Below are 24,015 nucleotides of genomic sequence, written 5' to 3' on the forward strand. Positions count from 1 at the left end.
CTTATATTTTTCAACTATTTAAATCCTGAAGTGCTTCAGCAAAGCCTGCATGCTTCTTGATACTTCTGCTAGAAGATTAGCATTATGAGCAATTTCCTCTGACATAGCACTTTGTTCCTCAATGGTTGCTGCAATATCCTGCATTGCTTCTGAAGTAGTCTGAGTTGCTTCATTCACTGCCGCTGTTTTCTTTTCTAATTCAAAACTAGCTTCATTTAACGCTAAGGTGAGCTCTCCATTCTGTTTCATTTGTTCTGTTATCCTTTCTAATGAATCTAGAATTTCTTTAATACTTTCCCCTGTTTCTCCAATAACAAGGCTTCCTTTTTCTACTTCTTGACTGCCTGCTTCCATAGCTGCTACTGCTTCCTTTGTCTTTTCCTGCGTTTCAGTAATGATTTTCATGATTTCCTGAGCTGAGTGGCTAGAATCCTCCGCTAGTTTTCTTACTTCTTCTGCCACTACCGCAAAACCCCTACCATATTCACCAGCTCTAGCAGCTTCGATAGCTGCGTTCAGCGCTAATAAATTGGTTTGTTCTGCAATACTGGTAATCGTATGAATAATATCTCCAATTTTTTGAGACTTTTCCTCTAGGTCCTTTAGAACATAGGTAGATGCTTGAAAAGATGCTTGGATTACTTCCATTTGTTGAATAGAAGATACGATAGCACGATTTCCTTTTTGTCCTTTTAACATACCCTCTTCTCCTGAAATCATTGCTGTTTTCATACTTCCAGCTAATTGTTGCATATTAATGGAAACCCTTTGTATAAATTCCGAAACTTCCTCCATTGCTGCTACCTGTTCCTGAGCCCCTGCACTGATCTCCTCTATGCTGGCAGCTATGCTTTCCGTACCTTTTTGCACCTCATCAGTAGCTATTTCCTGTTCAGAGGCACTTTTAGCCACTTGATATCCCATATCTAGCAACTTACCTACTAACATGTTTAAGCCTCTGCTAAGTTTGTTTGTTTCAGATAATAATTGCCCTAAAGCATCCTTACGTTGGTTTTCTTGGTGAAAGGTCATGTCTCCGTTTACAACTTTCTTCATGCCTTTTTGAACAGCATGAATAATTTTTCTCTGATTTTTCACAAAAGAATAAGCCGTAATAGAAGCAGCAACAACTCCTGTAACCCCTCCTACAAAAAGTGAAGTACTTGACATCCCCCCCGCATAAGTGACCAACATCGTTAAAATCAGAGGGACTATTGTCATTATCATACTCTTTAATATTAAATTGTTTTCAATTTTTATGACACCTACCCTCAAAGTATAAAGACGTTCTCCCTTTATTCGTATAGGACTGGCAGCATCTATCACTATTTCTCCTGTATCACGGTAGTATACCTGTACAACTGATTCATTCGATTCTATACCCCTGCGGGCAACATCATCAAAAAATACCATGCCTTCGCGGAAAGGATTCGTATGTACTAGACTGACACCTTCCATATTTGATATCAGTATATATTCTACGTCCTCTAACTGTTTTTGAAAAGCTTTATACAGTTTTTCACTTCCCCCCTGATCTAATGGCGTTAATGTCAGAATTTCTTCTGCAATAGCAGCCATTTCTTTAGAAATTCTCAATGCTTGTCTTGCAATTCCTGACTGCTGATTTAATGAGCCTTTTCTTATTGCCATCACTGCACCTCCTGTAGAATATATGAACTACTTTATTTGTTGAATGTTTATTACCAAATACTAATTAGTAATTACTCATTATTGTATTATTCTGTATATTACCCTGAATTCCTTTTATCAATCTTATAAAATCATTAAAAAACTACCTAAAAAAACATCCTTGATGCAGTTCAAAACGCATCAAGGATGTTTTTTTATTTTTATTATATTAAGAATATTCAGATATTATTGTTTCTGCCATTTTTTCAATAGGTGTACAGGCATCCATGCTTTTCTTTCTTAATAGTTTATAGGCATCATTTTCAGACATTTTTAACTTTTCCATAAGAATTCCCTTTGCTCTATCGATCTTCTTCCTTCCAGCTAAAGAACTTTCTAATTTCTCTACCTGTTTCTCTAGAAAATTAATTTTTTCAACACTTGTTAGGATAAACTCTATCATTTGGTAGAGCTGAGGTGCATTGACAGGCTTAGATATATAGGCACATACCTTCATTTTTTTAAGCTGTTCATGAAAAAAGTCATCTGGTTTACTTGTAATAAAAAGAACTGTCGAAAGTCCATCACCTTCAATAATTCCAGCCAATTTATGAGGGCTCATGCCCCATATCCCCGTATCTATTAAGACCAGCTTAGGGAAAATACTTCTACAAATTCTTAAAGTACCAGCAGCATCAGAAGCCTCATATACTTTGTACCCCTTCTTCATCAGTGCAGTGTAAATCCATTTTCTGGATGTTTCTCCGCTATCTGCCACTAAAATACTGTACCCCCTCATACTACTCACCCCAAACTGCAAAATATAGTTTTATAGATATTCAATGGAGGAAAAGGGCTACCCCTGAAGGCACCCTTTTCTATTAAAACTTTCTTAGGTATCTGTCTAACTCCCATTGACTGACATATCTTGAATACTCGCTCCATTCTAGCAGTGCTGCATCTGAAAACTTTTCAAAAATATGTGCGCCAAGAGCTTCTTTTAGCACTTCATCTTTAGACAATTCTTGAATTGCTTCATACAAGTTGGTAGGAAGACCTTCTATACCTTTTTCCTTCATCTCTTCATCGCTCATATGATATACATTACTGCAAACAGGTGCTGGTGGCTCTATTTCGTTCTTAATACCATCTAAACCTGCTTTTAAAACAGCTGCTAATGCTAAATATGGGTTAGCAGATGGATCTGGATTTCTTAATTCTATTCTTGTTGAATTTCCTCTTTTTGCTGGTATTCTGATTAAAGGACTTCTATTGCTAGAGGACCAAGCAATTAATACCGGTGCTTCATAGCCTGGAACTAATCTTTTATAAGAGTTAATGGTAGGATTTGTAACAGCTGCAAAAGCTTTTGCATGCTTCACAATTCCTCCTAAATAGTGGTAAGCCGCTTTAGAAAGTTTCAAAGGATCACTTTCATCATAAAAAGCATTTTTACCATCTAAAGTTGCTAATGACATATTAATGTGCATTCCTGATCCATTGATACCAAACTTTGGTTTAGGCATAAATGTGGCATGAAGACCATGTCTTTGAGCAATGATTCTTACCGCCATTTTAAAGGTCATGATATTATCAGCCGTTGCTAAAGCATCTGCATATAAGAAGTCTATCTCATGTTGCCCTTGAGCTACTTCATGGTGAGAAGCCTCTATTTCAAAGCCCATTTGCTTTAAAGTAATTGTCATATCTTTTCTAGCATCTCCACCTAAATCTACAGGTGCTAAGTCAAAATAACCTGCATTATCATGGGTATCTAAGGTTGGCTCTCCTCTTTCATTTGTATGGAATAAGAAAAATTCACACTCTGGACCAACATTCATAATATAACCCATTTCTTCTGCTTCTTTTAATACTCTTTTTAATGTGTTTCTAGGACAACCATCAAAAGGTGTTCCATCTGGTCTGTAAACATCACAAATCATCCTCGCTTCCCTAGATCCATTTGTCCAAGGAAATACCACAAAAGTAGAAAGGTCTGGCCTTAAATACATATCTGATTCTTCGATTCTAACAAAACCATCGATGGAAGAACCATCAAACATAATTTCGTTATCTAGGGCCTTCTCTAATTGTTCGATGGTAATAGAAATGTTTTTCATTACCCCCATAATGTCTGTGAATTGTAAGTGAATGAATTCAAGTTCAAGCTCCTTTGCTTTTTGTAAAATTTCTTCCTTGCTATAATTGGTTTTCATCAATATAACCCCCTTGCTAATATTGTTATTGACTAAATATAAAAAAGCGACCACAACATAAGGAATGATTTCTTTACTTCCTCTGTAGCGGACGCCTTTGCCCATAAGTTATTTAACTTGTTTATATTATATATTATACAGTATACAGTAAAGAATTGCAATACTTTTTTTAAGTTTTTTTATTATTTTTATTGTTTTGTAATTAAAAATATTCTAATCATTCAGTTTACTTGTAATAATTTCCTTTACCAGTTTCGGATTCGCTTTCCCTCCTGTAGTCTTCATGATCTGCCCCATTAAATAACCTACCGCTTGAGATTTGCCATTTTTGTAGTCCTCTACAGCCTGAGGGTGTTGCGCAATGATATCTATTACTACTTTTTCTAATTCCTCCGTACCACTAATTTGCTTTAATCCTTTTTCCTGCACCACTTCATCAGGAGTTTTTTCAGTTCCCCATAACTCTTCAAATACTTCCTTCGCCGCAGTACGACTGATTTTTCCTTCATCAATCATTTTTAGTAATTGCACAATGTATTGTGGTTTTAGAGATATTTCTAGTATTTCCTCCTCATCCTTGAGGAGTCGTAACATATCCACAGTAATCCAATTGGCAGCTTCTACTGGTGTAGCGCCCAGTGCCACAACTTTTTCAAAGTAGTCTGCTAATGCTTTTTTCCCTACCAAAATATCCACCTGCATCTTTTGCACCCCGTATTTTTCAATAAAACGGGCCCTTTTTTCTGCTGGTAATTCTGGAAGATTTTTTTGTATTTCTTCTATTTTATGCTGATCAATGACCACTGGAGGCAAATCTGGTTCTGGAAAATATCTATAATCATGGGATTCCTCTTTACTCCTCATGGCAATCGTCTTGCCCTTAGCAGCATCCCATTTTCTCGTCTCCTGCTGAATTTTATGCCCTTCTCCATAAAGGTATAACTCCTGTTGACGTTTTTCTTCTTTTTTTAAAGCCTTTAAAATTTCTTTAAAAGAGTTAAGGTTTTTAATTTCCACTCTAGTATTTAATGTCTCTGTTCCAGCCTGTCGTAGAGAAATATTGGCATCACATCTTAAAGACCCCTGCTCCATTCTACAGTCTGAGATATTTGCATATTGTAAAATTTCCTTTAGGTTTTTTAAAAAGGCAACTGCTTCCTCTGGAGATCTTAAATCCGGCTCTGTTACAATCTCTATTAAAGGTACGCCTGTTCTATTATAGTCTATCAATGTTGTAGCTTCTTCTTCTAAATGCAACAGCTTACCAGCGTCTTCCTCCATATGAATTCGTGTAATTCGTACTCTTTTCTTTTTTCCCTCTACTTCGATATCCACATAACCCTTCACACAAATAGGTAGGTCAAATTGAGAAATTTGATATGCCTTAGGTAAGTCTGGATAGAAATAATTTTTTCTGTCAAATTTATTAACAGTATTAATTTCGCAGTTTATAGCTCTTCCAGCTCTAATGGCTAATGCAACAGCTTCTTCATTCAGTACCGGTAAAGTGCCTGGAAGCCCAGTGCAAACAGGACAAGTATTTTCATTAGGTGCTGCACCAAATTCAGTGGAACAGGAACAAAATATTTTTGACTTTGTAAGTAATTCAACATGTATTTCTAGCCCTATGATGGTCTCAAAAATCATAGTTACACCTCCTTAAAATCAGCTATTTCTTTATAAATTCCTAGTTCTTGCTCTAATTGATGGGCCACGGTCAATAATTTCTTTTCATCATAGTGATTTCCTATTAACTGTAGTCCTATTGGCAGTTTGGTTTTACTAAAACCACAGGGTATTGTGATGGCTGGTAGGCCAGCAATATTAATATTTACTGTGTAGATATCTGCTAAATACATTTCTAAAGGGTCTTCTGTCTTTTCCCCTGCGCCAAAGGGTAGCACTGGTGAGGTAGGACTTAGAATAACATCATATTTATCAAAGGCTTCTTTAAAAGTAGCTCTAATTTTCTCCTTCATCATCATGGCTTTTTTATAATAGGCATCATAGTAACCTGATGAAAGAACGTAGGTACCTAACATAATTCTTCTTTTGACTTCCTTGCCAAAAGCTTCTGTCCTACTTTTCATCATCAACTCATGAATTCCCTCGAATTCTTCTGCACGATATCCATAACGCACCCCATCATATCTAGCAAGATTAGAACTGGCTTCAGCAGAAGATAAAATATAATAAGCCGACAATCCTGTATCTACAATAGGCAAAGAAAACTCTTCCACTACTGCCCCCATTTTTTCTAGCAGCTTGATAGCTTCTTTTATACTATAAGCAATTTCTTGATCTAATCCCTCTTGGAAAAATTCTTTCGGTAAACCAATTTTAAATCCTGCAATTTTTTTGTCTAAATCTGTTAAATAATCCTCCGTATCCCCCCCTTGATAGCTGGTGGCATCCATTAGGTCTTTTCCTTGCATCACCTGTAATGCTAAAGCACAGTCCTTTACGGTTCTACCAAAGGGCCCTATTTGATCTAACGAGGAAGCAAAAGCAATCAATCCATATCTTGATATCAAACCATAGGTAGGCTTCAATCCCACCACGCCGCAAAAAGCTGCCGGCTGTCTTATAGAACCTCCTGTATCAGAACCGATCGTTAGCGGAGCAAAACCTGCTGCTAACGCTGCGGCAGAACCACCAGAAGAACCACCAGGAACTTTTTGAAGATGCCAAGGATTTCTTGTGGTCTTAAAAGCAGAGTTTTCTGTAGAAGAACCCATTGCAAATTCATCCATGTTGGCTTTTCCTATGATAACAGCATCTGCTTCCTTCAATTTTTTGATAATCGTAGCATCATAGGGAGGGACAAAATCCTGCAGCATTTTAGAAGCACAGGTGGTTTTCATACCCTTAGTGCATATATTATCTTTGATGGCCACCGGAATCCCTCCTAGTGGGCCTAATGACTCTCCCTTTTCCAGTTTTTGGTCTAGCTCTTCCGCCGTCTTAAGGGCCTCTTCTTCACAAAGGGTAATAAAGGCATTCACCCTTCCCTCTTCAGAAGCTATCCTCTCATAATAGGCTTTTACTACTTCTTTTACAGTGAAGGCTTTTTTTCTATAACCCTCTTTGATCTCTTCAATTGTCATCTCTTGAATTTTCATGACTTCACCTCTATTCTATAACCTTAGGAATTTCAATAAAACCTTCCCGCATTTTTTTTACATTTTGGTATAACTCCTTCTTGTTATGAAGGTTTTGTGTTTCATCTTTTCTTATTACTGGTGTTCTTTCATGGAAGTTATTAAGATCTGTTGCACTTAGATCCTCTTTGTTTAAATTATCGAAATGAGATAAAACTCCTTCAAAATCCTTAGCAAAACGTTGTGCCTCTTCCTCTGTAAACTGTAATTTTGCAAGCTTAGCTATATAGTTTACTTCTTCAATCGTCAACTTCATTTTATCCCTCCTAAGGTGTAATCCTTCCCATATCTCTAGGTAACAAAGTAGCCTCTCTAATATTTTGTAGTTCTAAAATCTTCATGGTAAGTCGCTCAAGACCCATAGCAAATCCTCCGTGGGGGGGCATTCCATATTTAAAGCTTTCTACATAGAAGCCAAAATCCTCAGGATTTCCTCCAAATTTAACGATATTTTCCTTCAACATTTCATAGTCATGAATCCGCTGTCCTCCCGTTGTGATCTCTAGCCCTTTATAGATTAAGTCGAAACTTTTTGTCATGCCTTCGTGGACTTCATCGGGCATAGTATACATTGGACGCTTTACAGCAGGATATTTTGTTAAAAATACAAAATCGCTGTTGTACTTTTCTTTTACATACTTAGAAAACAGTATTTCTCCTTCAGCATCTAAATTTCCCACTGGAGATTTTTTATCATAGACCTCCAATAGTATTCTTTGCGCTTCAAATAGTGGAATTCGGGGAATTTCTTGTATTTCAGGCAATTCTAGAGCATACATCTTTAATTCTTTTTCACAGCTACTTTTTAAATGTTGAAACAAATGCTGAATAAATTGTTGTTGTATATTCATCAAATCTTCTTCATCTTGAATAAAGCCGGTTTCCACATCCAAACTGACATATTCATTAAGATGTCTCCAAGTATTATGCAACTCTGCTCTATAGGCGTGACCTATTTCAAATACTGATTCGAAACCTGCACCTACCATCATTTGCTTATAAAATTGAGGACTTTGTGCTAAAAAAGCTCTTGTATCAAAGTAGTTGACAGTGAACAGTTCTGATCCTCCCTCTGTTCCTGAAGCAATGATTTTTGGCGTATGGATTTCTGAAAATCCCTGACCCTTAAAATAATCTCTAAAAGCAGTTACAATTTCCTCTTGAACCTTAAAGATGGCTCTTCTATCAGGTCGTCTAAGACTGATATACCTATGATCTAATTCCATTTCCAAAGAAGTATTCACCTTTTTTTGGTTGATGCTAAAGGGCAAAAGATCGTAATAAACATTACCAATAATGCTTAGATCTTTTATGTGTATTTCTATACCTCCCTCCGCTTTTTCATTCTTAACAGGTACACCCATTACCTCTATTGCCATCTCGGTTTTAAGGTTTTCTAAAGCATCTAAATCCTCCAATAACAACTGTACAACCCCTGTTTTATCTCTCAAAGAAACAAATGCGAATGTTTTGAATTTTTTGATTTTGTAAATCCAACCTTTTAACAAAACAGCTTCTTCTTCACCTTTTATTTCTGTAATAAAGCTTCTTTTCATCTTGATCACTCCATTCAAACATTTTTTTGTTAATGAATGACCGGTCATTAAATACAACTACTTAAAACTCATTACCTTCATGCATGAAAGTTTAAAATAAAAAAACCCTTCGTCTCCTCATAAAAGGGACGAAAGGTTACTTCGCGGTACCACCCTGATTAACTAAATAAATTAGTTCAGCTCAATAAGCACAGAATAGCCTATCTATTCGATGCTTTTCAACGGTTAACGGGTTGAATCCGTCTAAGCCTACTCTCACCAAAGGATTTCAGTTAGAAACTCAAGGATGTTCTTCGATATGTGCGTCGTATTGGTCTCTCACCACCACCAACTCGCTTAAACTACTTCACATACGTACTCTTCCTATCATCGTCTTTATCTGTGTAAAACACATTTCAATATTTATTGTTGTTAATTATAATTTTTTTATACTTCATTGTCAATAGTTTTTTGAATATTTTTTATTTATTTTCCTGAATCAATACATGTATATCATCAAACAAAGCAGCGTTATAATCCTCGCATACACAAACCTCCATCACATCATAAAGCTTCTCCAATTGCTTAATGATTTGCTCCATCCTTTCGTCCTTTTTAACTAGTAAATACATTCTACTTACCTTTCCATTTTCCAATCTTCCACATAAAATTCCTTCTAAGTTAAAAGCCCTTCTGGAGAAAAGTCCTGTAATATGGGACATTACTCCTGGGTGATTGTTTACTGTAAGTTGAATAATAACATTTGATGTTTTATGCAAGTTGTTTTCCTCCCATCATCATTTGATAATTTGCTGCCCCTGGCGGTACAATCGGCATAACATTTTCATTACAAGCTATTGGCACATTGATTACACAAGGTTCAGTAGCGGATAGACAATTTTTTAAAACTTCCATTTCCCCTGAGATTTTAAAATCATATCCCTTTACGCCAAAGTGGGTGGCAATAGAGGCAAAGTCAGGATTTGTAACAAAGCTGGAGGCGATATAATTTGCTTGAAAAAACAACTCCTGTTGCTGTCTTACCATACCTAATGCTCCATTATTTAATATGATTACTGTTATGTTTAAATTCAAGTCTGCCAATGTTGCCAATTCTTGAATATTCATTAAAAAGGAACCATCACCGGTAATACAGACTACTTTTTTATCCGGGTTTGCTAAAGCTGCTCCTATTGCAGTCGGTAATCCAAAGCCCATCGTTCCCAAGCCCCCAGATGTCAGTAATCTACGAGGCTTCTTAAAGGGATACACTTGCGCCACCCACATTTGATGCTGCCCAACATCCGTGGCAATAATGGTGTCCTCATCTACTAAATCACCAATACGCCTTATAACATTGACAGGATGCCCTAAATCATTGGGTGCTGGCATAGAAAAAGGATGCTTTTCTTTTATTTCCTCAATCTTGCAAATCCAATCTTCTCGACAGTCCGAGCGTAGAAGAGGAATCAGTTCCTCCAGGACCTTATAAATATTTGCAGCGATAGAAAAACTTGTTTGCTTATTTTTATCTAGCTCTGCTGGATCTATATCTACATGTAGAATAGCAGCATTTGGACAAAATTCTGCAATCCTTCCTGTAGCTCTATCGTCAAAACGTACTCCAAAGGCTATTAGTAAATCTGTTTCATTTAAAATAAGATTGGTATAGGGCGCTCCATGCATTCCCAGCATACCTAAATGTAAGTTGTCATCCGCAGGAAAACATCCTAAACCCATTAGCGTAGAAGCTACAGGGATATTGTTTTTCTTAGCAACTTGATATAACAATTCATGGGAGTTTGACTGTAGTATGCCTCCTCCAATGTATAATAAAGGTTTCTTAGAGCTATTGATCATCTGTGCCATTTTTTTTATATCTTCTAGGTTCACTTTGTTGACATTCGTATCTCTACTACCCTCAGCCCTCGCAGGCCAATCTTTAACTTCGATTTTTTCCAACTGAACATCCTTAGGAACATCTATCACAACAGGTCCAGGTCTCCCCGTTTCTGCCACCTTAAAGGCTTCTGGAATGATATGAAACAGCTCCTTAGCTGATCGTACAAAGAAGTTGTGTTTTGTAATAGGAATAGCCAAACCGCAGGTGTCTACCTCTTGAAAAGCATCCGTACCTAAAAGAGAAGATGGCACTTGCCCTGTGATAGCCACCATAGGAACAGAATCCAGTTTTGCATCTGCAATGGCTGTAAGTAAGTTGGTTACCCCCGGCCCCGAAGTGGCAAAGCAAACTGCAGCTTTCCCGGTTGTTCTAGCGATACCTTGAGCCATAAACCCTGCTCCTTGTTCATGCCTTGTAAGAATATGCTGTATTTTACTGCTTTTATTGAGGGCATCATATATAGGAAGATTGGTTCCCCCAGGAATGCCACTAATCTTATCTATGCCCTGTTCCTCTAATAATTTAATAATAATTTCAGCGCCACTATACTTCATCATCATTTCTCCTTTTCTTAAAGAATAGATTTTAAAAAAATAAAAAACCCTCATCCTATAATATAATAGGACGAAGGTTGTTCTCCGCGGTACCACCTAATTTTGTACAAAAAGTACACTGCTTAAATATAGTACAGGACATTTCCGATACTACTTCCCCTATAACGGTGGGAATCCGTTGAAGTCTACTCTTTTACAATTTCGGTTCACAGCTCAGAGGCTACCTTCCACATATCCTTCAGGGAAATTTTCCACCATCATTTCCTCTCTATACTTCGGGACTATATGTACTCCTCCTCATCAAAGCCTTTTTATATTATTTTTTTCAATACAATTCAACACAAGATGTTGTAAGACTATTCTAATATTTTTGAAGATTATAGTCAATGCTTTTTTGTATTTTTCTGTACAAATTTTTATTTATTTCACTTTCATTGTGCAATTATTTAAGATTCTAGTCAAAAGCAAATATATATCTATTTCATTTCCAGTCGCTATAAGCAGTACACGCAAAACTTGTTTTAAAAAAACAGGGAGATTACTCCTCTCCTCAACCTATTGAGACAAAAATCTTCCCCCCTAATTGTTTTAATTCCTGTGAACTACCACCGAGACAAGCAACGGTGGCTTCGTGAGAGGTTTGATATTTAAGTTTCCACCTCAACAGGCAACCCTTACTCTCAACGGGGAGGACACACTCCCTTTATCCCTCATAGCTTGCACTATTTCAGGAATACATTTTTCTTCTTTTCTTAATATATTTAACGAGCCATTCACATCACTATTGACTAATCCAAAGCTTGATTTGAATAACCCTCTAACTACTCTGCGCCTCTTATTATAGTGGTTTTTATCTATTGGCTCTAAATCCAAGGCACTACAACCACTTGTATAGCTTTCTTCTTTAAATTTAACTTCAATACCTTGTAGTTCAGCCTTGTATTTTATTAATTCAGTAAGTCTTTGTATAGGTATTTGAACAAAGGACTTATTGTAATTCATATCTTGCTTAATGCCTTTAATTTTACCTATAACTATTTTCTTTACTTTATGTTTTATTGCTTTATCAATAATATTTTTACTTGTTTTATGAAGATAATCATTAACATAGTTATTTCTATATCTTCTTAAAGAATGAATCATTTTGGTATTTTTAAATTTATCTGAGCCTATTTTCTTCATTTCAATACTTTGGTAATAAGCGATTTTCTTGTTTACAAAAGCATTGATTCCTTTGAGTTTTTTACCACAAAATAAGTATGTTTCGTTACCTTCTTTAAATGTTATAGTAGCAAGATTATCAAGCCCTAAATCTATTGCCATGATGTTAATATTATTTACTGGTTCTAATTCTTGCTTGTTGTAGATGATAATTAAGTACCATTGTTTTAAAGAATGATCCCATTTTATTCTAACTTGTTGCAACTCATTCCAATTTATAAGGCTTTGAAGTTTATTAGAAACTTCAAAATTTAAACTCTCTACCTCAAATGTCTTCTGAATTGCTTTAGAAAGAGATAACATGAATGTATTTTCCCTAAACCTTATAGCAAGATTAGTGAATACAATCTCATTCTTTTTATCTTCCATATTTTTAAATTTAGGTGGCTTAGGAAGTCCTTTGTATTTATGTGGATTTTCTTTATAGTCTTTGATACTTGCAAAATACGATTTCCAATTTTGCTCTACCATTTTAAAACAGTGTTGTCTTGTATGGCTATGTAGAAAATCTGAGTGCCAATTTGTCTTGTAGATATTTTCAATATCTACATAGGATTTAAAGCCTTTTTCTCTTAAATCATAATTCACTATATTATATAGTTTAGTTGTATGGAAAGATAATTCTTGTATAATACTTAATTGCTCTACTGTAAAACTTGGTTTAAATTTAAACGATAACTTCATTTTCTCACCTCCTTAACATTGTTATATATGTTTTTGTTTTAACATATTATTGCTACATAGTCAACTATGTGTTAAAAGTGGCAAGAAAAAATATTAATACCACAATAGACGAAGATTTATATACTGAAATTAAAATATTGGCTATCAAATTAAAAACAAATGCTAATGACTTATTCACCTTTTCGTTTCTGCACCTCCAACTATTGCACCAGTTGATATAGTTAGAAAACTTAAAAGGATTTCTGCTAATGAAATATTTAAAGGATTTCCCAAGCTAAAACAATCTAAATTTTGGGGTAGTGGATTATGGAGCAGGGGATATTATATCGGTACTGCTGGAACTGTAAGTGCTGAAATAATTCAAAAGTATATTCAGAATCAGAAGTTCGTGTAGTATAAAATCAAGGTGGCATCGAACCACCTTGATTTTATGCCCTTTCATCCTCCGAGATAGACAACGGAGGTTTTCGGGCATCTTTTATAAATTTACGCTTTCTTTTTCTTTTAAGTACTTCCTAAAGCATATGTAACGCTCATCCATTGCTTTTAACTCTAATAACAGTTGATCTAAAAGCTCTCTAGCACTTTTAATATCACATTCTAAATGAAATATTTCATCACTGTTTGTTGATTGTTGCAAACTATCTTTAAGACTGGCGATTTTTTCTCTAAAGACAGCTACCTTTTTTGATGTGTTCATAAGCCCTTGACAAAGATAATCATCCGCACCATCCATTCCTAAGCTTTCAACTAACTGCATAATTGCTTCCATATGCTTCTCATGTATATTTTCATTCATTAACTTCTACCACCTTTGATGTGGAATTTCTATAAAACCCTTTCAATAAAATGCGCATCATTATTTAGTACTTGGGCCCTATACTTCTACATTATATCATCTTTTTTAACAAATTTATATATTGTTTGAAATTTTTATATTGTTAAAATATTTATACTATTTTCAGGGGTTTTGTTTTATTCATACCTTATCTCCATGATTTAGGTTGTAAATCAAATATTACCTAACTTTACTAACTGTTTAATTTTAGTTATAGTTACAGGCAAATAGTTATAGGCAAACACCTCTGAACTTGCATTTAAGAAAAGTATAATATTAAGAAAATAAAAGAAAATTCTTAATATAACTGGATAATCTTAGCTAAAGTGTCAAATTAGCTTTTTTTAATATTTGTACAAATTTGTAAAAATTTATATACTTATTTTTAAGTAAATTTACTATGAACACTATAACTTTAAACTGATAAAGCGATGAAGGAAAGAAGTAGCTGTAAAATTCATTCAGAGAGCTAGTGGTTGGTGGAAACTAGTTGAAAAATATAGCGAAATACATTCTTGAGCTGTAGGCTGAACAAATCTATTGTTTAAGTAGGCTGATCCGTATTTTCTACGTTACAGAAAATAAAGAGAATTCTATTTATTTATAATATAAGTAGATGGAATTAAGTAGGGTGGTACCGCGTATTACACATTCGTCCCTGTATATCATGGACAGATGTGTTTTTTTATATCCGGATATATTAAATTGCATCAAAAAATGACAGCAAAGGGCAAAGACTGTTGATAAAAGTAATCAGATTATATTATAAAATTTTAACAAAAACAAAAAAACAGGAGGTATGTATCAAATGAATATCCCTTTGATTATTGTGCTATTATACATTTTTGCATTATTTGCATTAAGTATGCATGCCCGTAGACTAGCTGCTAAAGGCAGTGAAGATTTCTTGTTGGCTGGTAGGAAACTAACTACCCCTCTAGTAGCGGTTACAATTACTGGTTTAGCTATAGGTGGAGCCTCCACTATCGGTGTTGCTGAACAAGCTTATAATGTAGGCTTAGCCGCAGGTTGGTATAATGTTGCCTGGGGGGCAGGAGCTATCATTATGGGTTTAGCGGCAGCAGCTAAATACAGAAGTTTAAACGTTACAACTGTACCGGAATTATTTGAAAAATACTATGATACCAAAGGACGTATTATTTGTGTGATTGGACAGATTACCATTCAATTGGTAATTACAGCGCTACAATGTGTATCCGGTGGTGCCATTTTAGCATCTCTTCTACCCCAAATATTTACCTTTCAAAGCGGTATGCTTACCAGCACAATCCTTTTTGTGGGCATTACATTTATTGGAGGTATGATGGGAGCAGGCTTTACCAATCTTCTAAATATTGCTTTAATTTATGTCGGAATTATAGCAGCTACCTTAATCTCCATTTTTTCACAGGGAGGTATTGCTAACGTTGCTGCACAGCTACCTGCTGAAATACCCTACTTTCATTTAACTGATGGTTTGGGATGGGTAGTCATTATAGGATGGTTTGCTGTTATGATTACTCAAGTAATGTCTCTACAAGCTACCGTGCAAATATCCTGCAGTGCTAAGGACGCTAAAACCGCTCGAAACGGCATTGTTCTTGGGGGTCTATTGATGATTCCTATAGGATTTTTATCGGCTTTAATGGGAATCGTAGCAAGAACGATTTTCCCAGACATTAGTGCTACATTAGCTTTACCCCAAGTTATTATGTCTTTAAATCCTTTTATCGCAGGAATTACCTTGGCAGCCTTATGGGCGGCAGGAATTTCTACAGGTTGTAATTTATTATTGGGCTCTGCTACCCTCTTTTCACAGGACATTTATAAAAGATTCATCAATCCTAGTGTAAGTGACAAAAACTTTTATATCGTTACAAAGGTCTGTGTAGCTATATTGGGAATATTCTCCTATATCGCTGCCTTAACAGTCGTTGCAATTGTTAAAACTTTACTGGTTGCATTGAGTTTAACAACTGCCTTTACTATCGTCATTTTATTTACTGTATTTGCTCCGGGACTCTGCAGAAAGAACTCAGCTTTTTACACCACTTTGGTAGGAATTATTGTATTAGTTTTATGGCAGTTTGTACCGGCTATAAGGGTAGTTCCACATGTTATTTACTTAGAATGGATTGTATGTTTAATAACATTTTTAATTATACCTGTATTTGACAAAAATCCTGTAGCTACTATTGCAGCAACAGAAGCATTGGAAAATTAGTAAAAAAAAGAAGAGGAAAACCTCTTCTTTTTTATTTTTTATTCTATTGTAAAATCATTTTCCCTTTTAATAGTTCCTCAATCATCTTATATTCTAACGCTACTGAAAAATTTTGTATTCTTCTTCTTCCCTCTGTAGCTAGAAGCAAGTATACACTACCATTTGGATAAATTTCTATACCATAGATATACTTGGTTGTATCACTTGAGGTTTCCCGGTAAACGCTCACTCCTTCATAATCTATATATCCTGAGTAATAAAATTTTTCCATTCGCTGCATTTTAAGATAATTCAGCTCCTCAATATATCGAAGATTTTTAACTTTCATTCCTTCCAGTGATTTTATTAACTTACGTAAAATTTCCTCCTCATTTACTAGGATGGTTTCTCGCTGTAAGTATAGTGAATACCCTCCCCAATGACTAGCATCTGTTTCATCTATTTTTTGTATGGAAATAGTGTCAGGTATAGCTAAATTCTCAAGAGTAATTGCCTTATAAGGAACATAAAATTGATAAAAATTAATTGTAGTTAATGTAGCTGACAACAAGATAGCTCCTGCTTTTTTTAGTCTTTTAAATCCTTTTACCTCCTCTTGTGCTTCTTCTGCTAAGTCATCTTCCTTTTTTTGTTCTCTCTTTGCCATAGCAGCTAATAGTAAAAAAGCTCCCAACAACACCCAATAGCTCCAATACAAATCATATAAAGCAGAGACAAAAATCACATAGGTAGCATATACACAAGAGAACACAAAAAAACCCTTAAGCCCCAAGACCATCTTTTCTCTAAAGGATATTAGTCTATCTCTACTTTCACGTACCGTCATTATAAGGGGTTTCAATAAAAATCCTATTATGTAAGCAATACTTGCAGCAATCCAAAGGACATAACCAAAGCTTTTAATCATAAACAAGAAAACTGCAAGTCCTCCCGAAGTCCATATTAAGCCGGTCAAGAGCAAGGATAGCTTATCGCTATTTTCTGTTTTTTCCATGCTGATCTCCCTTTCTGCTTTCCTTATTAACTACAATCTAAGATATTCTGATTATCCACATTACTTTATTTATCACTTTAGGAGATGTGAACCAGAGTTAAAAGCGTCTTTTGCATAGTTTATACAATTATTGTACGATAGTACTGTTTACTTGTCAAATAATAGAAATACCCATCAATATAAATAAAGTAAGGGCAGATATCAGTGTATCTCCCCAAACCTTATTTCCATATAATACTTTATAATACTTCTTTTCTCACCATTTTATCTCAACCGCCGCCAAGTGAGGCTTAAAATTTACATCAAGTTCAAAGTTATTTACCTTTTTATCCCTCTTAGATATCTTCATTCATTAAGACTATATCATTTTCAGCCGCAGCCCCTTATCTATATATGACTGAAATTATAGTCTAAATTTAGGTGTTATCTGCTCTGATCTAAAGTTTAGTTTGCGCTACAAGGTGACAAGCTACTTTGTGTCCTTCTGTCAATTGTTTCAACTGTGGTTCTTCCTTGCTGCAAATTTCCTGCCGACAATCACATCTTGAAAAAAACCTACATCCCTTATAAAGACCCAGAGGGTTGGGAGGTTCTCCCTTTAGTTGCTGATTTCGCAGTAAAGTCTTCTCTCCTCCTGCTATAGACACTGCCCGCAGTAGTGCTTTTGTGTAGGGATGAAGAGCCTTTTCTATTAGAACTTTGCTTTCTATTACCTCTACAATTTTTCCTAAATACATGACAGCAATTTCATCACTAATATATTTTACTGCTGCTATATCATGGGAAATAAATAAATAGGATAAACCAGGGGTGAAAAACACAGCCTGAAGGCAATCTATGTGAAAAGGGGGGAGAACCCTCAATAGATACTAATTTTTCTTGTTGCTGATTTAAATTAGGTATAGACCCCAATAAAGCCTTGGTATAGGGATGCACAGGACTTTTAAATATTGTAGAGACTTTACCATATTCTACAACTGAACCTGCATACATCACCGCAATTGTATCTGCTATTTGATATACAACCCCTAGGTTGTGAGATACCAATATAATACTTGTGCCATAGCTTTCCTTCAAATCTTGCATTTCTTTTAAAATTTGTGCTTGTACTGTTACATCCAGTGCTGTGGTGGTTCATCAGCAATTAATATCTTCGGTCTTAATGCCAGGGCCATAGCAATCATCACCCGTTGTCTCATTCCTCCGCTTAATTGGAAGGAATATTGATTCATATTTTTTTCGGGTCTAGGTAAATTTACTTTCACTAACATTTCTTCTGCTAATTTTCTAGCATTTTCCTTGTCTATTTTAAGCCTTGAGGAAAGAGTTTCTATAAACTGGCTACCTATTTTTCTAACTAGGTTTAGAGAAGTCATAGAGTCTTGAAAAATCATTCCTATTTCTCTTCCCCGCACTTTCCTCTTCTCCTCCTTAGATAAATGGAGCAGATTTTTTCCTTCAAAAATGAGTTCGCCTTCCTTTATCTTTCCTGCTGGTGGCGGTAAACCTAAGATACTGCGGGAAAGGGTGGTTTTACCACACCCGCTTTCTCCTACAATACCCAAGACTTCGCCAGCCTTCAGTTGTAGATATGATCTGACTTAAGCCAAAGGTAGAAATGGATACACCTATCATAACAAAGAGCAAGTAAAGAATCCTTTTAAGTATGTAGTCTGTCAAAGCAACAACCACCCTTCAAAAACAAAAGGCTTGTCTCTTTTATTTTTCATAAAAGAAAACAAGCCTTCATAACTTTTTTCATCAGTTTTCAAACTGATGTCTTTGTTTTCATTAACAACACAATTACTTTTATTTATGACATAAATATAGCATATTTGACAAAGTTTTGTCAAGCTATAACTAAAAATATTTCATTAATTTTTAGGGCAACAAGACATTTTATTAACAATAAAAGGCTGAAAAAGCAGTCCAAGGTCTGTTTCTAAACAGAATGATATCACCCTCTCTTTTAACAGATCTACGGTTTTAGTTCTATTCAAATCTATTGAAACCTTTTCAAATCATCTTTACCAAATCTCCACTCTGGCGTAAGTAAATCTTCACCAAAGTTTAAAGAATACCAAGGACTTAAATCTTTATCCTCAGTGTTTTTAAGAATATGTATATCCTGAGCTGGCATATAGCTTTGTGCCAGCATAAATAACTTTTCACCCGTTGATTTATTCTCTACTATATCGACAACAATCACACAATGTCCAGGACTTCCTCCTTGGATAAATACATCGCCAATCTCCATATCTTCTATAGAAACTTTTTTCAATTCCTGCGATAAAGACAATGTGCCAGCATAAGCAAATACCATGTCTAAGTATTTTCTAAAATCTATATAATCATTAGAATAATTTGTCCTTTTTACCCAACTAACATTGTTATGATCTACTGATATTCTGTAGCCCTCCATCCATTTGCTATATTGAGCTGAAAACCCATTGGTAAAATTGAAAGAGATTTTATCATATAATCCCTGTCCATATAAATACTCAGCCTTTAGTCTAATTACCGCATCAGCACACTGCTGTAAATCCCTATCACCAACGTCTATATCTATTACTGCCTCATGTACATCTCTTTTCTTCTCCCTACCATCATAGTAAAGTACTTTTGCTCCATGGGGTTTTACAGGTAGCTTTCTTAAATAACTGCCAAAGGATTCCTCTGCTATTTCAACTCTTTCAAAACCTTCAGGTGGAAGCACTCTTGTAAGAAGTGTCGTTCCATCTGCAACTATTTTACTAGCTTGCTCAACCAGCGTACCTTGGCTGTCTTGAGACAATGGTTCTCTGATTGTAGGTGTACTTATGTTTTCATCCCTTGGACTGTTGCTTTTAGTCGTGCAGGCTGTAAGGGACTGTAAAACCATAAATAAAAACATAAATAATACTATAAAACTTTTCCTCATCATTCTTACACCTCTTTTTTCAGTTCTTTTAAGATGACTATATCATGATTAGAAGGACAAGTTAAGTGTATTTTTATATATAGTATGGCTTCCCCTAGATTTTCTATATTGCAGGATTAAAATTATCTGGAGAGTTCATCTTATCTTTTGCTATCCATAAACCCAGTGCTGGTGTTCTTACAAAATAAATTTCTTCTCCATTTTCAAGGATATTAAATCCGTCTTTCAATGTTTTGGGATCATATAACTTATAAGCTTCTTCAATATTTATATGTTTATATCCTACAAACTCTATTTCTTCTTTCGTGATATAATCAGTATTGGTTGCATAAGTAACAGAAAATCGTCCATCCGTAGAGCCTTGTATCAAATGTGCAGCTACCATCATACTATTCCCAAAGGCATCTTTATTAAATAAATCTAGTACATAGTCTCTTCCTTTATAACCATACTTTCTAATTTGAACATCGACTTCGTCATTTTCTCCAAAATGCTTTACGCCTGGAGCAAGAAGAATTAATTCTCCGCCGTCTGCAATTGCTTTTCTTGTACGGTAAATACCCTTATTTCCAACCCAAGTTGTTTTAAGTTCATGTTCATCAAGATAAGCAACAACCTTTTTTACAGGTTTTTCTAAATAAGTAATGTTTAATTTCTGTGATAGTTTTACGGCTTCTTCAAAAATTCTTCTTGATCTCCCAATGTATAAGCCATTTAAACATACTTCATTACTTTTTTCTGTAGTCACTGTAAGGAAGTAGATAAGAGGAATTTCATTTAAAAAGTTCTCTTGTGCGTAATCAAATACCCTTCTGGCAGGGGTTTTATCTTTTCCCATAGCTTTTTCCATGCCGCATACAGCACTTAGCATATGGGTTTTATTAATCATCTGCCTTCCTCCCACACCTACAAAAATATTTTTACTATAGTTTGCCATACCCACTACTTCATGTGGTACTACCTGCCCTATAGACAAAATCAAATCATATTCTCCACTGACTAATTTTTTGTTCACTTCCACTTCAATGTCTGTAACAAATAACCCTTCAGAAATTTCATTCACAACTTCTTTAGGAATATTACCTAGCGAAACTGTATCTTTACGCCAATCATGATTCATAAAACATTCTTTAGGTATTTCGCTGCCAAACATTTTTAATCGTTCTTCCTCACTTAAGGGCATATGTGTCCCAAGGGCAGGAATGATATCTATGGCAAACTTATCGCTATATTTTTTTTAAATTATTTTTGTAATTTCTCCTGCCATAGAGTAGTAGCGTGTAAAATCAGGAGGAATGATAAGTACCTTTCTTATTATATTTAGATCATAGTTTAAAAAAAATTTATCAATATTTTTTTCAACTTCAGCTAAGCTAATTGATACATCTTCATTGATTAAATAGAACTCCTTCACTTGTTAGTCCCCCTTTTATATGACTCTATTGCTTTTAAAAAGGATTTCACCTTACTTTGAAAAGTGTTATAAAAACCTACAAAGCAAGTGAAACCCTATATGCATCTCGTACTTTACTCTATACACTTCTTCCTTTAATTAAAGTTTAAAACCACTTTGATCACCTTTTCAGGTTCGTCTTTTATTAATTGCAAAGCATCTTGAATTTTTGTAAAATGAAAAGAATGGGTTTTTAAAATTTCAGGACTTAGCTCTCCAGATTCAAATCCTGAGATCACTTCATCGAATTTATTACAATTAAGTCTAGAGCCAACGATCGTAAGTTCTTTTTTAGTGATATCAACTTGAGCAATTTGTGATGGCGCATTTGTAAGACCAATGACGACAATACGGCCTGCAGGTGATGCTAGTTTTACAGCCTTCTCAAAGGTAGAAGCACTACATACAGTGTCCACAATCACAGGCATCCCTTCATTGTTTGTGAACCCATTTACTGCACCTTCAAGATCTTCTTTAGAGACTAAAATCGTTTTATCTGCCCCCATTTTTTTAGCGATTTCCAGCCTTTCTGCTACTATATCTGTAATCATTACTTCTGCACCAGATTTTTTAGCTACCTGTAATGTGCAAAGTCCTATTGGCCCACATCCCATAATCAGAACCTTATCTCCTTTTGATATTTCACCTCTAGCGTTTATTTGCATGCCAATTGTGTAGGGCTCTACAAGTCCTAATAAGGAGTCATCAAAATCTTTAGCAAACTTATGTACATTGTTTTTGTGAACCTTTATAAATTCTTTAAAACCACCATCTCTATGAACACCCATCACTTCTAATGTAGAACATACATTGTGTCTGCCAGTTCTACAAGCATAACATTCACCACAGCTTACTACAGGATCAATAGCAACCTTATCTCCTATTTTCAGTTCAGTAACATTGCTGCCTATCTCTTTTACGATCCCACCAAATTCATGACCTATAATTCTTGGATATGTAGCAAGTGAATTGGTACCATTATAAATACCAATATCAGAACCACATATACCTCCTGAGGTTATCTTTATAATTACTTCATCTTGGTTTTCAATTTTGGGTTTTTCAACCTCACATATTTCAACCTTAAAAGGCTCTATCACTTTTATTGCTCGCATTATTACAATCCCCCTCGTGTAAATTTATTATGTATTATAAGAATCTAGATAGTAGATCTCCATATATTTGTAATCATCATAAAAATCATTTGCTGATAATTTGTTAACTACATCCCAGGTAAAAACCCCTGACCTAAAGATAATATAAATATTGTCAGCAGCATAGCTAATCCGGCAAATAACCCTCCAAATGACCAAAGTTTTAAAGTATCTTGTTCAGAAATCCTATTAAACCTTGATACCGCCCAGAATCCGGAATCATTAGGTAATGATAATCCCACTGCTCCAGCGCAGGTTGCTAAAGCTACTAAAGCAGGTGCAACATTGGTTTTTGCAATCATTTCTACAACAATTGCAGCTGTTGTAAGCATAGCAACAGTTCCAGAGCCTTGTGCTGCTCTGATAATTTGAGAAAGTATAAAAGCAAGTAAAATGATAGAAATATTGAAACTGGACAAAGTTTCAGCTAAATAATAACCAATACCCGTTTCACTTATAATTCTGCCAAAAGCTCCACCTGCACCTGTAATCAATAGTATCAAACCAACTTGATCAGCTGCCTCCATCAAACAATCGCTAATAGGTTTTTCGATATATCTTCTAAGTGATATCATTGCATAAAACACACCAAGTAACAAGGCAATATTTTTATCTCCGATAAATGCTATAAACTTTTGCAAAGTAGTTCCTTGAGCCAACCACATACCGCCAAAACTACCAATAAGAATTAATGCTATTGGTAAAATTAAGACTGAAAAAGCTGCTGCAGAAGAAGGTACATTTACTTTTCCATTGCTAAGGCTTACAGCGGTAGTATCTGTAGCATGAAGCTCTCCTGCTGAAACCATGGCATTTTCTGTACTTTCATCATATTCTTCGCCTTCTACTTCCTCCATTACAAATACTCTGCCTTTTTTCTCATCACGTCTCACTACAAAATACGCCCAAGCAAGTCCAGCTAATGATCCTACCAAACCAACGATGAGGGCATAAATAAAGAAGATTCCAATATCAAGCCCATATATTTCTGCCACTGCTAGAGGTGCTGGCGTAGGAATCACTACTGAAAAGGCAGCACTGGTGGCTACAGCGATTCCTCCAACATAGATTAGTTGAGATATGCCGGTTTTTTTTGATAGTGCACGAATCATCGGTGCAAACATAACATAAACTACATCTCCAAATACAGGTATACCTGTTACAAAACCTGACATCGTAATGGCAAGGGGAGAATTTTTTTCACCAAACTGCCTGATCATAGCATTTGCCATAACTTCTATGCCGCCAGACTCATAAAGAAACTTACCTAACATAACACCGAGACCTGTTACAATACCAATGCCTCCTAGTGTGCCGCCAAACCCTCCAGATATATGTCCACCAATTTTTTCCAAAGGCATTCTAACTAAAAAACCAGTGATTAGTGCTGTGAGTAAAAGTGATAGAAAAGCATTTAACTTAAATTTAATGATGGACACCAAAAGAATGGCTATCGATAATAAAAATATTACTATTAACATAGGACCTGTCACCATAATCGTTACCCCTCTCTATTATCTTAATTATAA

21 protein-coding genes, 1 pseudogene and 3 other annotated features are annotated in these 24,015 nt (G+C 35.3%); of the genes and pseudogenes, 2 read left to right on the forward strand and 20 right to left on the reverse strand.

Going from position 1 to position 24,015, the window contains the following annotated elements:
- Nucleotides 1–18 precede the first annotated feature (18 nt).
- The 10 genes from BJL90_RS18190 to BJL90_RS18235 all read right to left on the reverse strand — a co-directional run bounded on the left by BJL90_RS18190 (nt 19) and on the right by BJL90_RS18235 (nt 12,903).
- Complete coding sequence (locus tag BJL90_RS18190) at nt 19–1,650, reverse strand: methyl-accepting chemotaxis protein (protein WP_070971416.1); 1,632 nt, start codon at nt 1,648–1,650, stop codon at nt 19–21.
- A 208-nt stretch (nt 1,651–1,858) separates the two neighbouring features.
- A complete protein-coding gene (locus BJL90_RS18195) occupies nt 1,859–2,407 on the reverse strand; it encodes an ANTAR domain-containing response regulator (RefSeq protein ID WP_236904950.1) in 549 nt (182 codons plus the stop codon).
- A 103-nt stretch (nt 2,408–2,510) separates the two neighbouring features.
- Nucleotides 2,511–3,845 (reverse strand): type I glutamate--ammonia ligase, encoded by a 1,335-nt coding sequence (gene glnA, locus BJL90_RS18200; protein ID WP_070971422.1) that lies wholly within the window; start codon nt 3,843–3,845, stop codon nt 2,511–2,513.
- Between the two features lie 213 nt (nt 3,846–4,058).
- Nucleotides 4,059–5,492, reverse strand: coding sequence for an Asp-tRNA(Asn)/Glu-tRNA(Gln) amidotransferase subunit GatB (gatB, locus tag BJL90_RS18205; protein WP_070971424.1), 1,434 nt, complete (start codon nt 5,490–5,492; stop codon nt 4,059–4,061).
- 2 nt (nt 5,493–5,494) lie between these two features.
- Entirely contained in the window at nt 5,495–6,967 is a 1,473-nt protein-coding gene (gene gatA / locus BJL90_RS18210) for an Asp-tRNA(Asn)/Glu-tRNA(Gln) amidotransferase subunit GatA (protein ID WP_070971427.1), read from the reverse strand.
- Between the two features lie 10 nt (nt 6,968–6,977).
- A complete protein-coding gene (gatC, locus tag BJL90_RS18215; RefSeq protein ID WP_070971430.1) occupies nt 6,978–7,262 on the reverse strand; it encodes an Asp-tRNA(Asn)/Glu-tRNA(Gln) amidotransferase subunit GatC in 285 nt (94 codons plus the stop codon).
- 10 nt (nt 7,263–7,272) lie between these two features.
- Complete coding sequence (gene aspS / locus BJL90_RS18220; protein ID WP_070971433.1) at nt 7,273–8,562, reverse strand: aspartate--tRNA(Asn) ligase; 1,290 nt, start codon at nt 8,560–8,562, stop codon at nt 7,273–7,275.
- A gap of 121 nt (nt 8,563–8,683) precedes the next feature.
- Nucleotides 8,684–8,941 (reverse strand) — a binding site (T-box leader).
- 82 nt (nt 8,942–9,023) lie between these two features.
- Nucleotides 9,024–9,320, reverse strand: coding sequence for an acetolactate synthase small subunit (ilvN, locus tag BJL90_RS18225; protein ID WP_081562090.1), 297 nt, complete (start codon nt 9,318–9,320; stop codon nt 9,024–9,026).
- Nucleotides 9,313–10,998, reverse strand: a complete 1,686-nt coding sequence (gene ilvB / locus BJL90_RS18230) for a biosynthetic-type acetolactate synthase large subunit (RefSeq protein ID WP_070971436.1) — start codon at nt 10,996–10,998, stop codon at nt 9,313–9,315. The genes ilvN and ilvB overlap by 8 nt, the downstream gene beginning before the upstream one ends.
- A 63-nt stretch (nt 10,999–11,061) precedes the next feature.
- Nucleotides 11,062–11,311, reverse strand: a binding site (T-box leader).
- Between the two features lie 347 nt (nt 11,312–11,658).
- Nucleotides 11,659–12,903 carry an RNA-guided endonuclease InsQ/TnpB family protein gene (locus BJL90_RS18235; RefSeq protein ID WP_070971440.1) on the reverse strand — a complete coding sequence of 415 codons (1,245 nt, stop codon included), beginning with the start codon at nt 12,901–12,903 and terminating at the stop codon, nt 11,659–11,661.
- A gap of 172 nt (nt 12,904–13,075) precedes the next feature.
- Between BJL90_RS18235 and tnpA the strand changes: the two genes are divergently transcribed.
- Nucleotides 13,076–13,297 carry an IS200/IS605 family transposase gene (gene tnpA, locus BJL90_RS21610; RefSeq protein ID WP_081562272.1) on the forward strand — a complete coding sequence of 74 codons (222 nt, stop codon included), beginning with the start codon at nt 13,076–13,078 and terminating at the stop codon, nt 13,295–13,297.
- A gap of 84 nt (nt 13,298–13,381) precedes the next feature.
- On the opposite strand, the gene BJL90_RS18240 is transcribed toward tnpA, so the two are convergent.
- Nucleotides 13,382–13,702, reverse strand: coding sequence for a hypothetical protein (locus BJL90_RS18240; protein ID WP_070971442.1), 321 nt, complete (start codon nt 13,700–13,702; stop codon nt 13,382–13,384).
- Between the two features lie 461 nt (nt 13,703–14,163).
- Nucleotides 14,164–14,404: a binding site (T-box leader), on the forward strand.
- Nucleotides 14,405–14,549: 145 nt separating this feature from the next.
- On the opposite strand from BJL90_RS18240, the gene BJL90_RS18245 reads away from it, so the two are divergent.
- Nucleotides 14,550–15,965, forward strand: a complete 1,416-nt coding sequence (locus tag BJL90_RS18245; RefSeq protein ID WP_070971444.1) for a sodium:solute symporter family protein — start codon at nt 14,550–14,552, stop codon at nt 15,963–15,965.
- 43 nt (nt 15,966–16,008) lie between these two features.
- Here BJL90_RS18245 and BJL90_RS18250 read toward each other — a convergent pair whose 3' ends face one another.
- The 9 genes and pseudogenes from BJL90_RS18250 to BJL90_RS18285 all read right to left on the reverse strand — a co-directional run bounded on the left by BJL90_RS18250 (nt 16,009) and on the right by BJL90_RS18285 (nt 23,982).
- Entirely contained in the window at nt 16,009–16,959 is a 951-nt protein-coding gene (locus BJL90_RS18250) for a hypothetical protein (RefSeq protein WP_070971446.1), read from the reverse strand.
- A gap of 437 nt (nt 16,960–17,396) precedes the next feature.
- On the reverse strand, nt 17,397–17,780 hold the full coding sequence (locus BJL90_RS18255; RefSeq protein WP_070971450.1) for an oligopeptide/dipeptide ABC transporter ATP-binding protein: 384 nt from the start codon (nt 17,778–17,780) through the stop codon (nt 17,397–17,399).
- On the reverse strand, nt 17,737–18,045 hold the full coding sequence (locus BJL90_RS18260) for an oligopeptide/dipeptide ABC transporter ATP-binding protein (protein WP_070971452.1): 309 nt from the start codon (nt 18,043–18,045) through the stop codon (nt 17,737–17,739). Before BJL90_RS18260 ends, BJL90_RS18255 begins: the two co-directional genes overlap by 44 nt.
- Before the next feature lie 26 nt (nt 18,046–18,071).
- Nucleotides 18,072–18,542, reverse strand: coding sequence for an ATP-binding cassette domain-containing protein (locus tag BJL90_RS18265; protein WP_081562091.1), 471 nt, complete (start codon nt 18,540–18,542; stop codon nt 18,072–18,074).
- Nucleotides 18,543–18,961: 419 nt separating this feature from the next.
- On the reverse strand, nt 18,962–19,882 hold the full coding sequence (locus BJL90_RS18270) for a DUF4846 domain-containing protein (RefSeq protein WP_335617808.1): 921 nt from the start codon (nt 19,880–19,882) through the stop codon (nt 18,962–18,964).
- Between the two features lie 100 nt (nt 19,883–19,982).
- A pseudogene (locus tag BJL90_RS18275) lies at nt 19,983–21,101 on the reverse strand (nickel-dependent putative hexonate epimerase); the annotation flags it as partial.
- A gap of 15 nt (nt 21,102–21,116) precedes the next feature.
- A complete protein-coding gene (locus tag BJL90_RS22860; RefSeq protein WP_236904952.1) occupies nt 21,117–21,293 on the reverse strand; it encodes a hypothetical protein in 177 nt (58 codons plus the stop codon).
- 134 nt (nt 21,294–21,427) lie between these two features.
- On the reverse strand, nt 21,428–22,447 hold the full coding sequence (locus tag BJL90_RS18280) for a zinc-binding alcohol dehydrogenase family protein (protein ID WP_070971459.1): 1,020 nt from the start codon (nt 22,445–22,447) through the stop codon (nt 21,428–21,430).
- 107 nt (nt 22,448–22,554) lie between these two features.
- On the reverse strand, nt 22,555–23,982 hold the full coding sequence (locus BJL90_RS18285; protein WP_070971462.1) for a GntP family permease: 1,428 nt from the start codon (nt 23,980–23,982) through the stop codon (nt 22,555–22,557).
- Between the last annotated feature and the right edge of the window lie 33 nt (nt 23,983–24,015).

It is taken from the genome of Clostridium formicaceticum (genome assembly GCF_001854185.1).
Lineage (GTDB): Bacteria > Bacillota > Clostridia > Peptostreptococcales > Natronincolaceae > Andreesenella > Andreesenella formicacetica.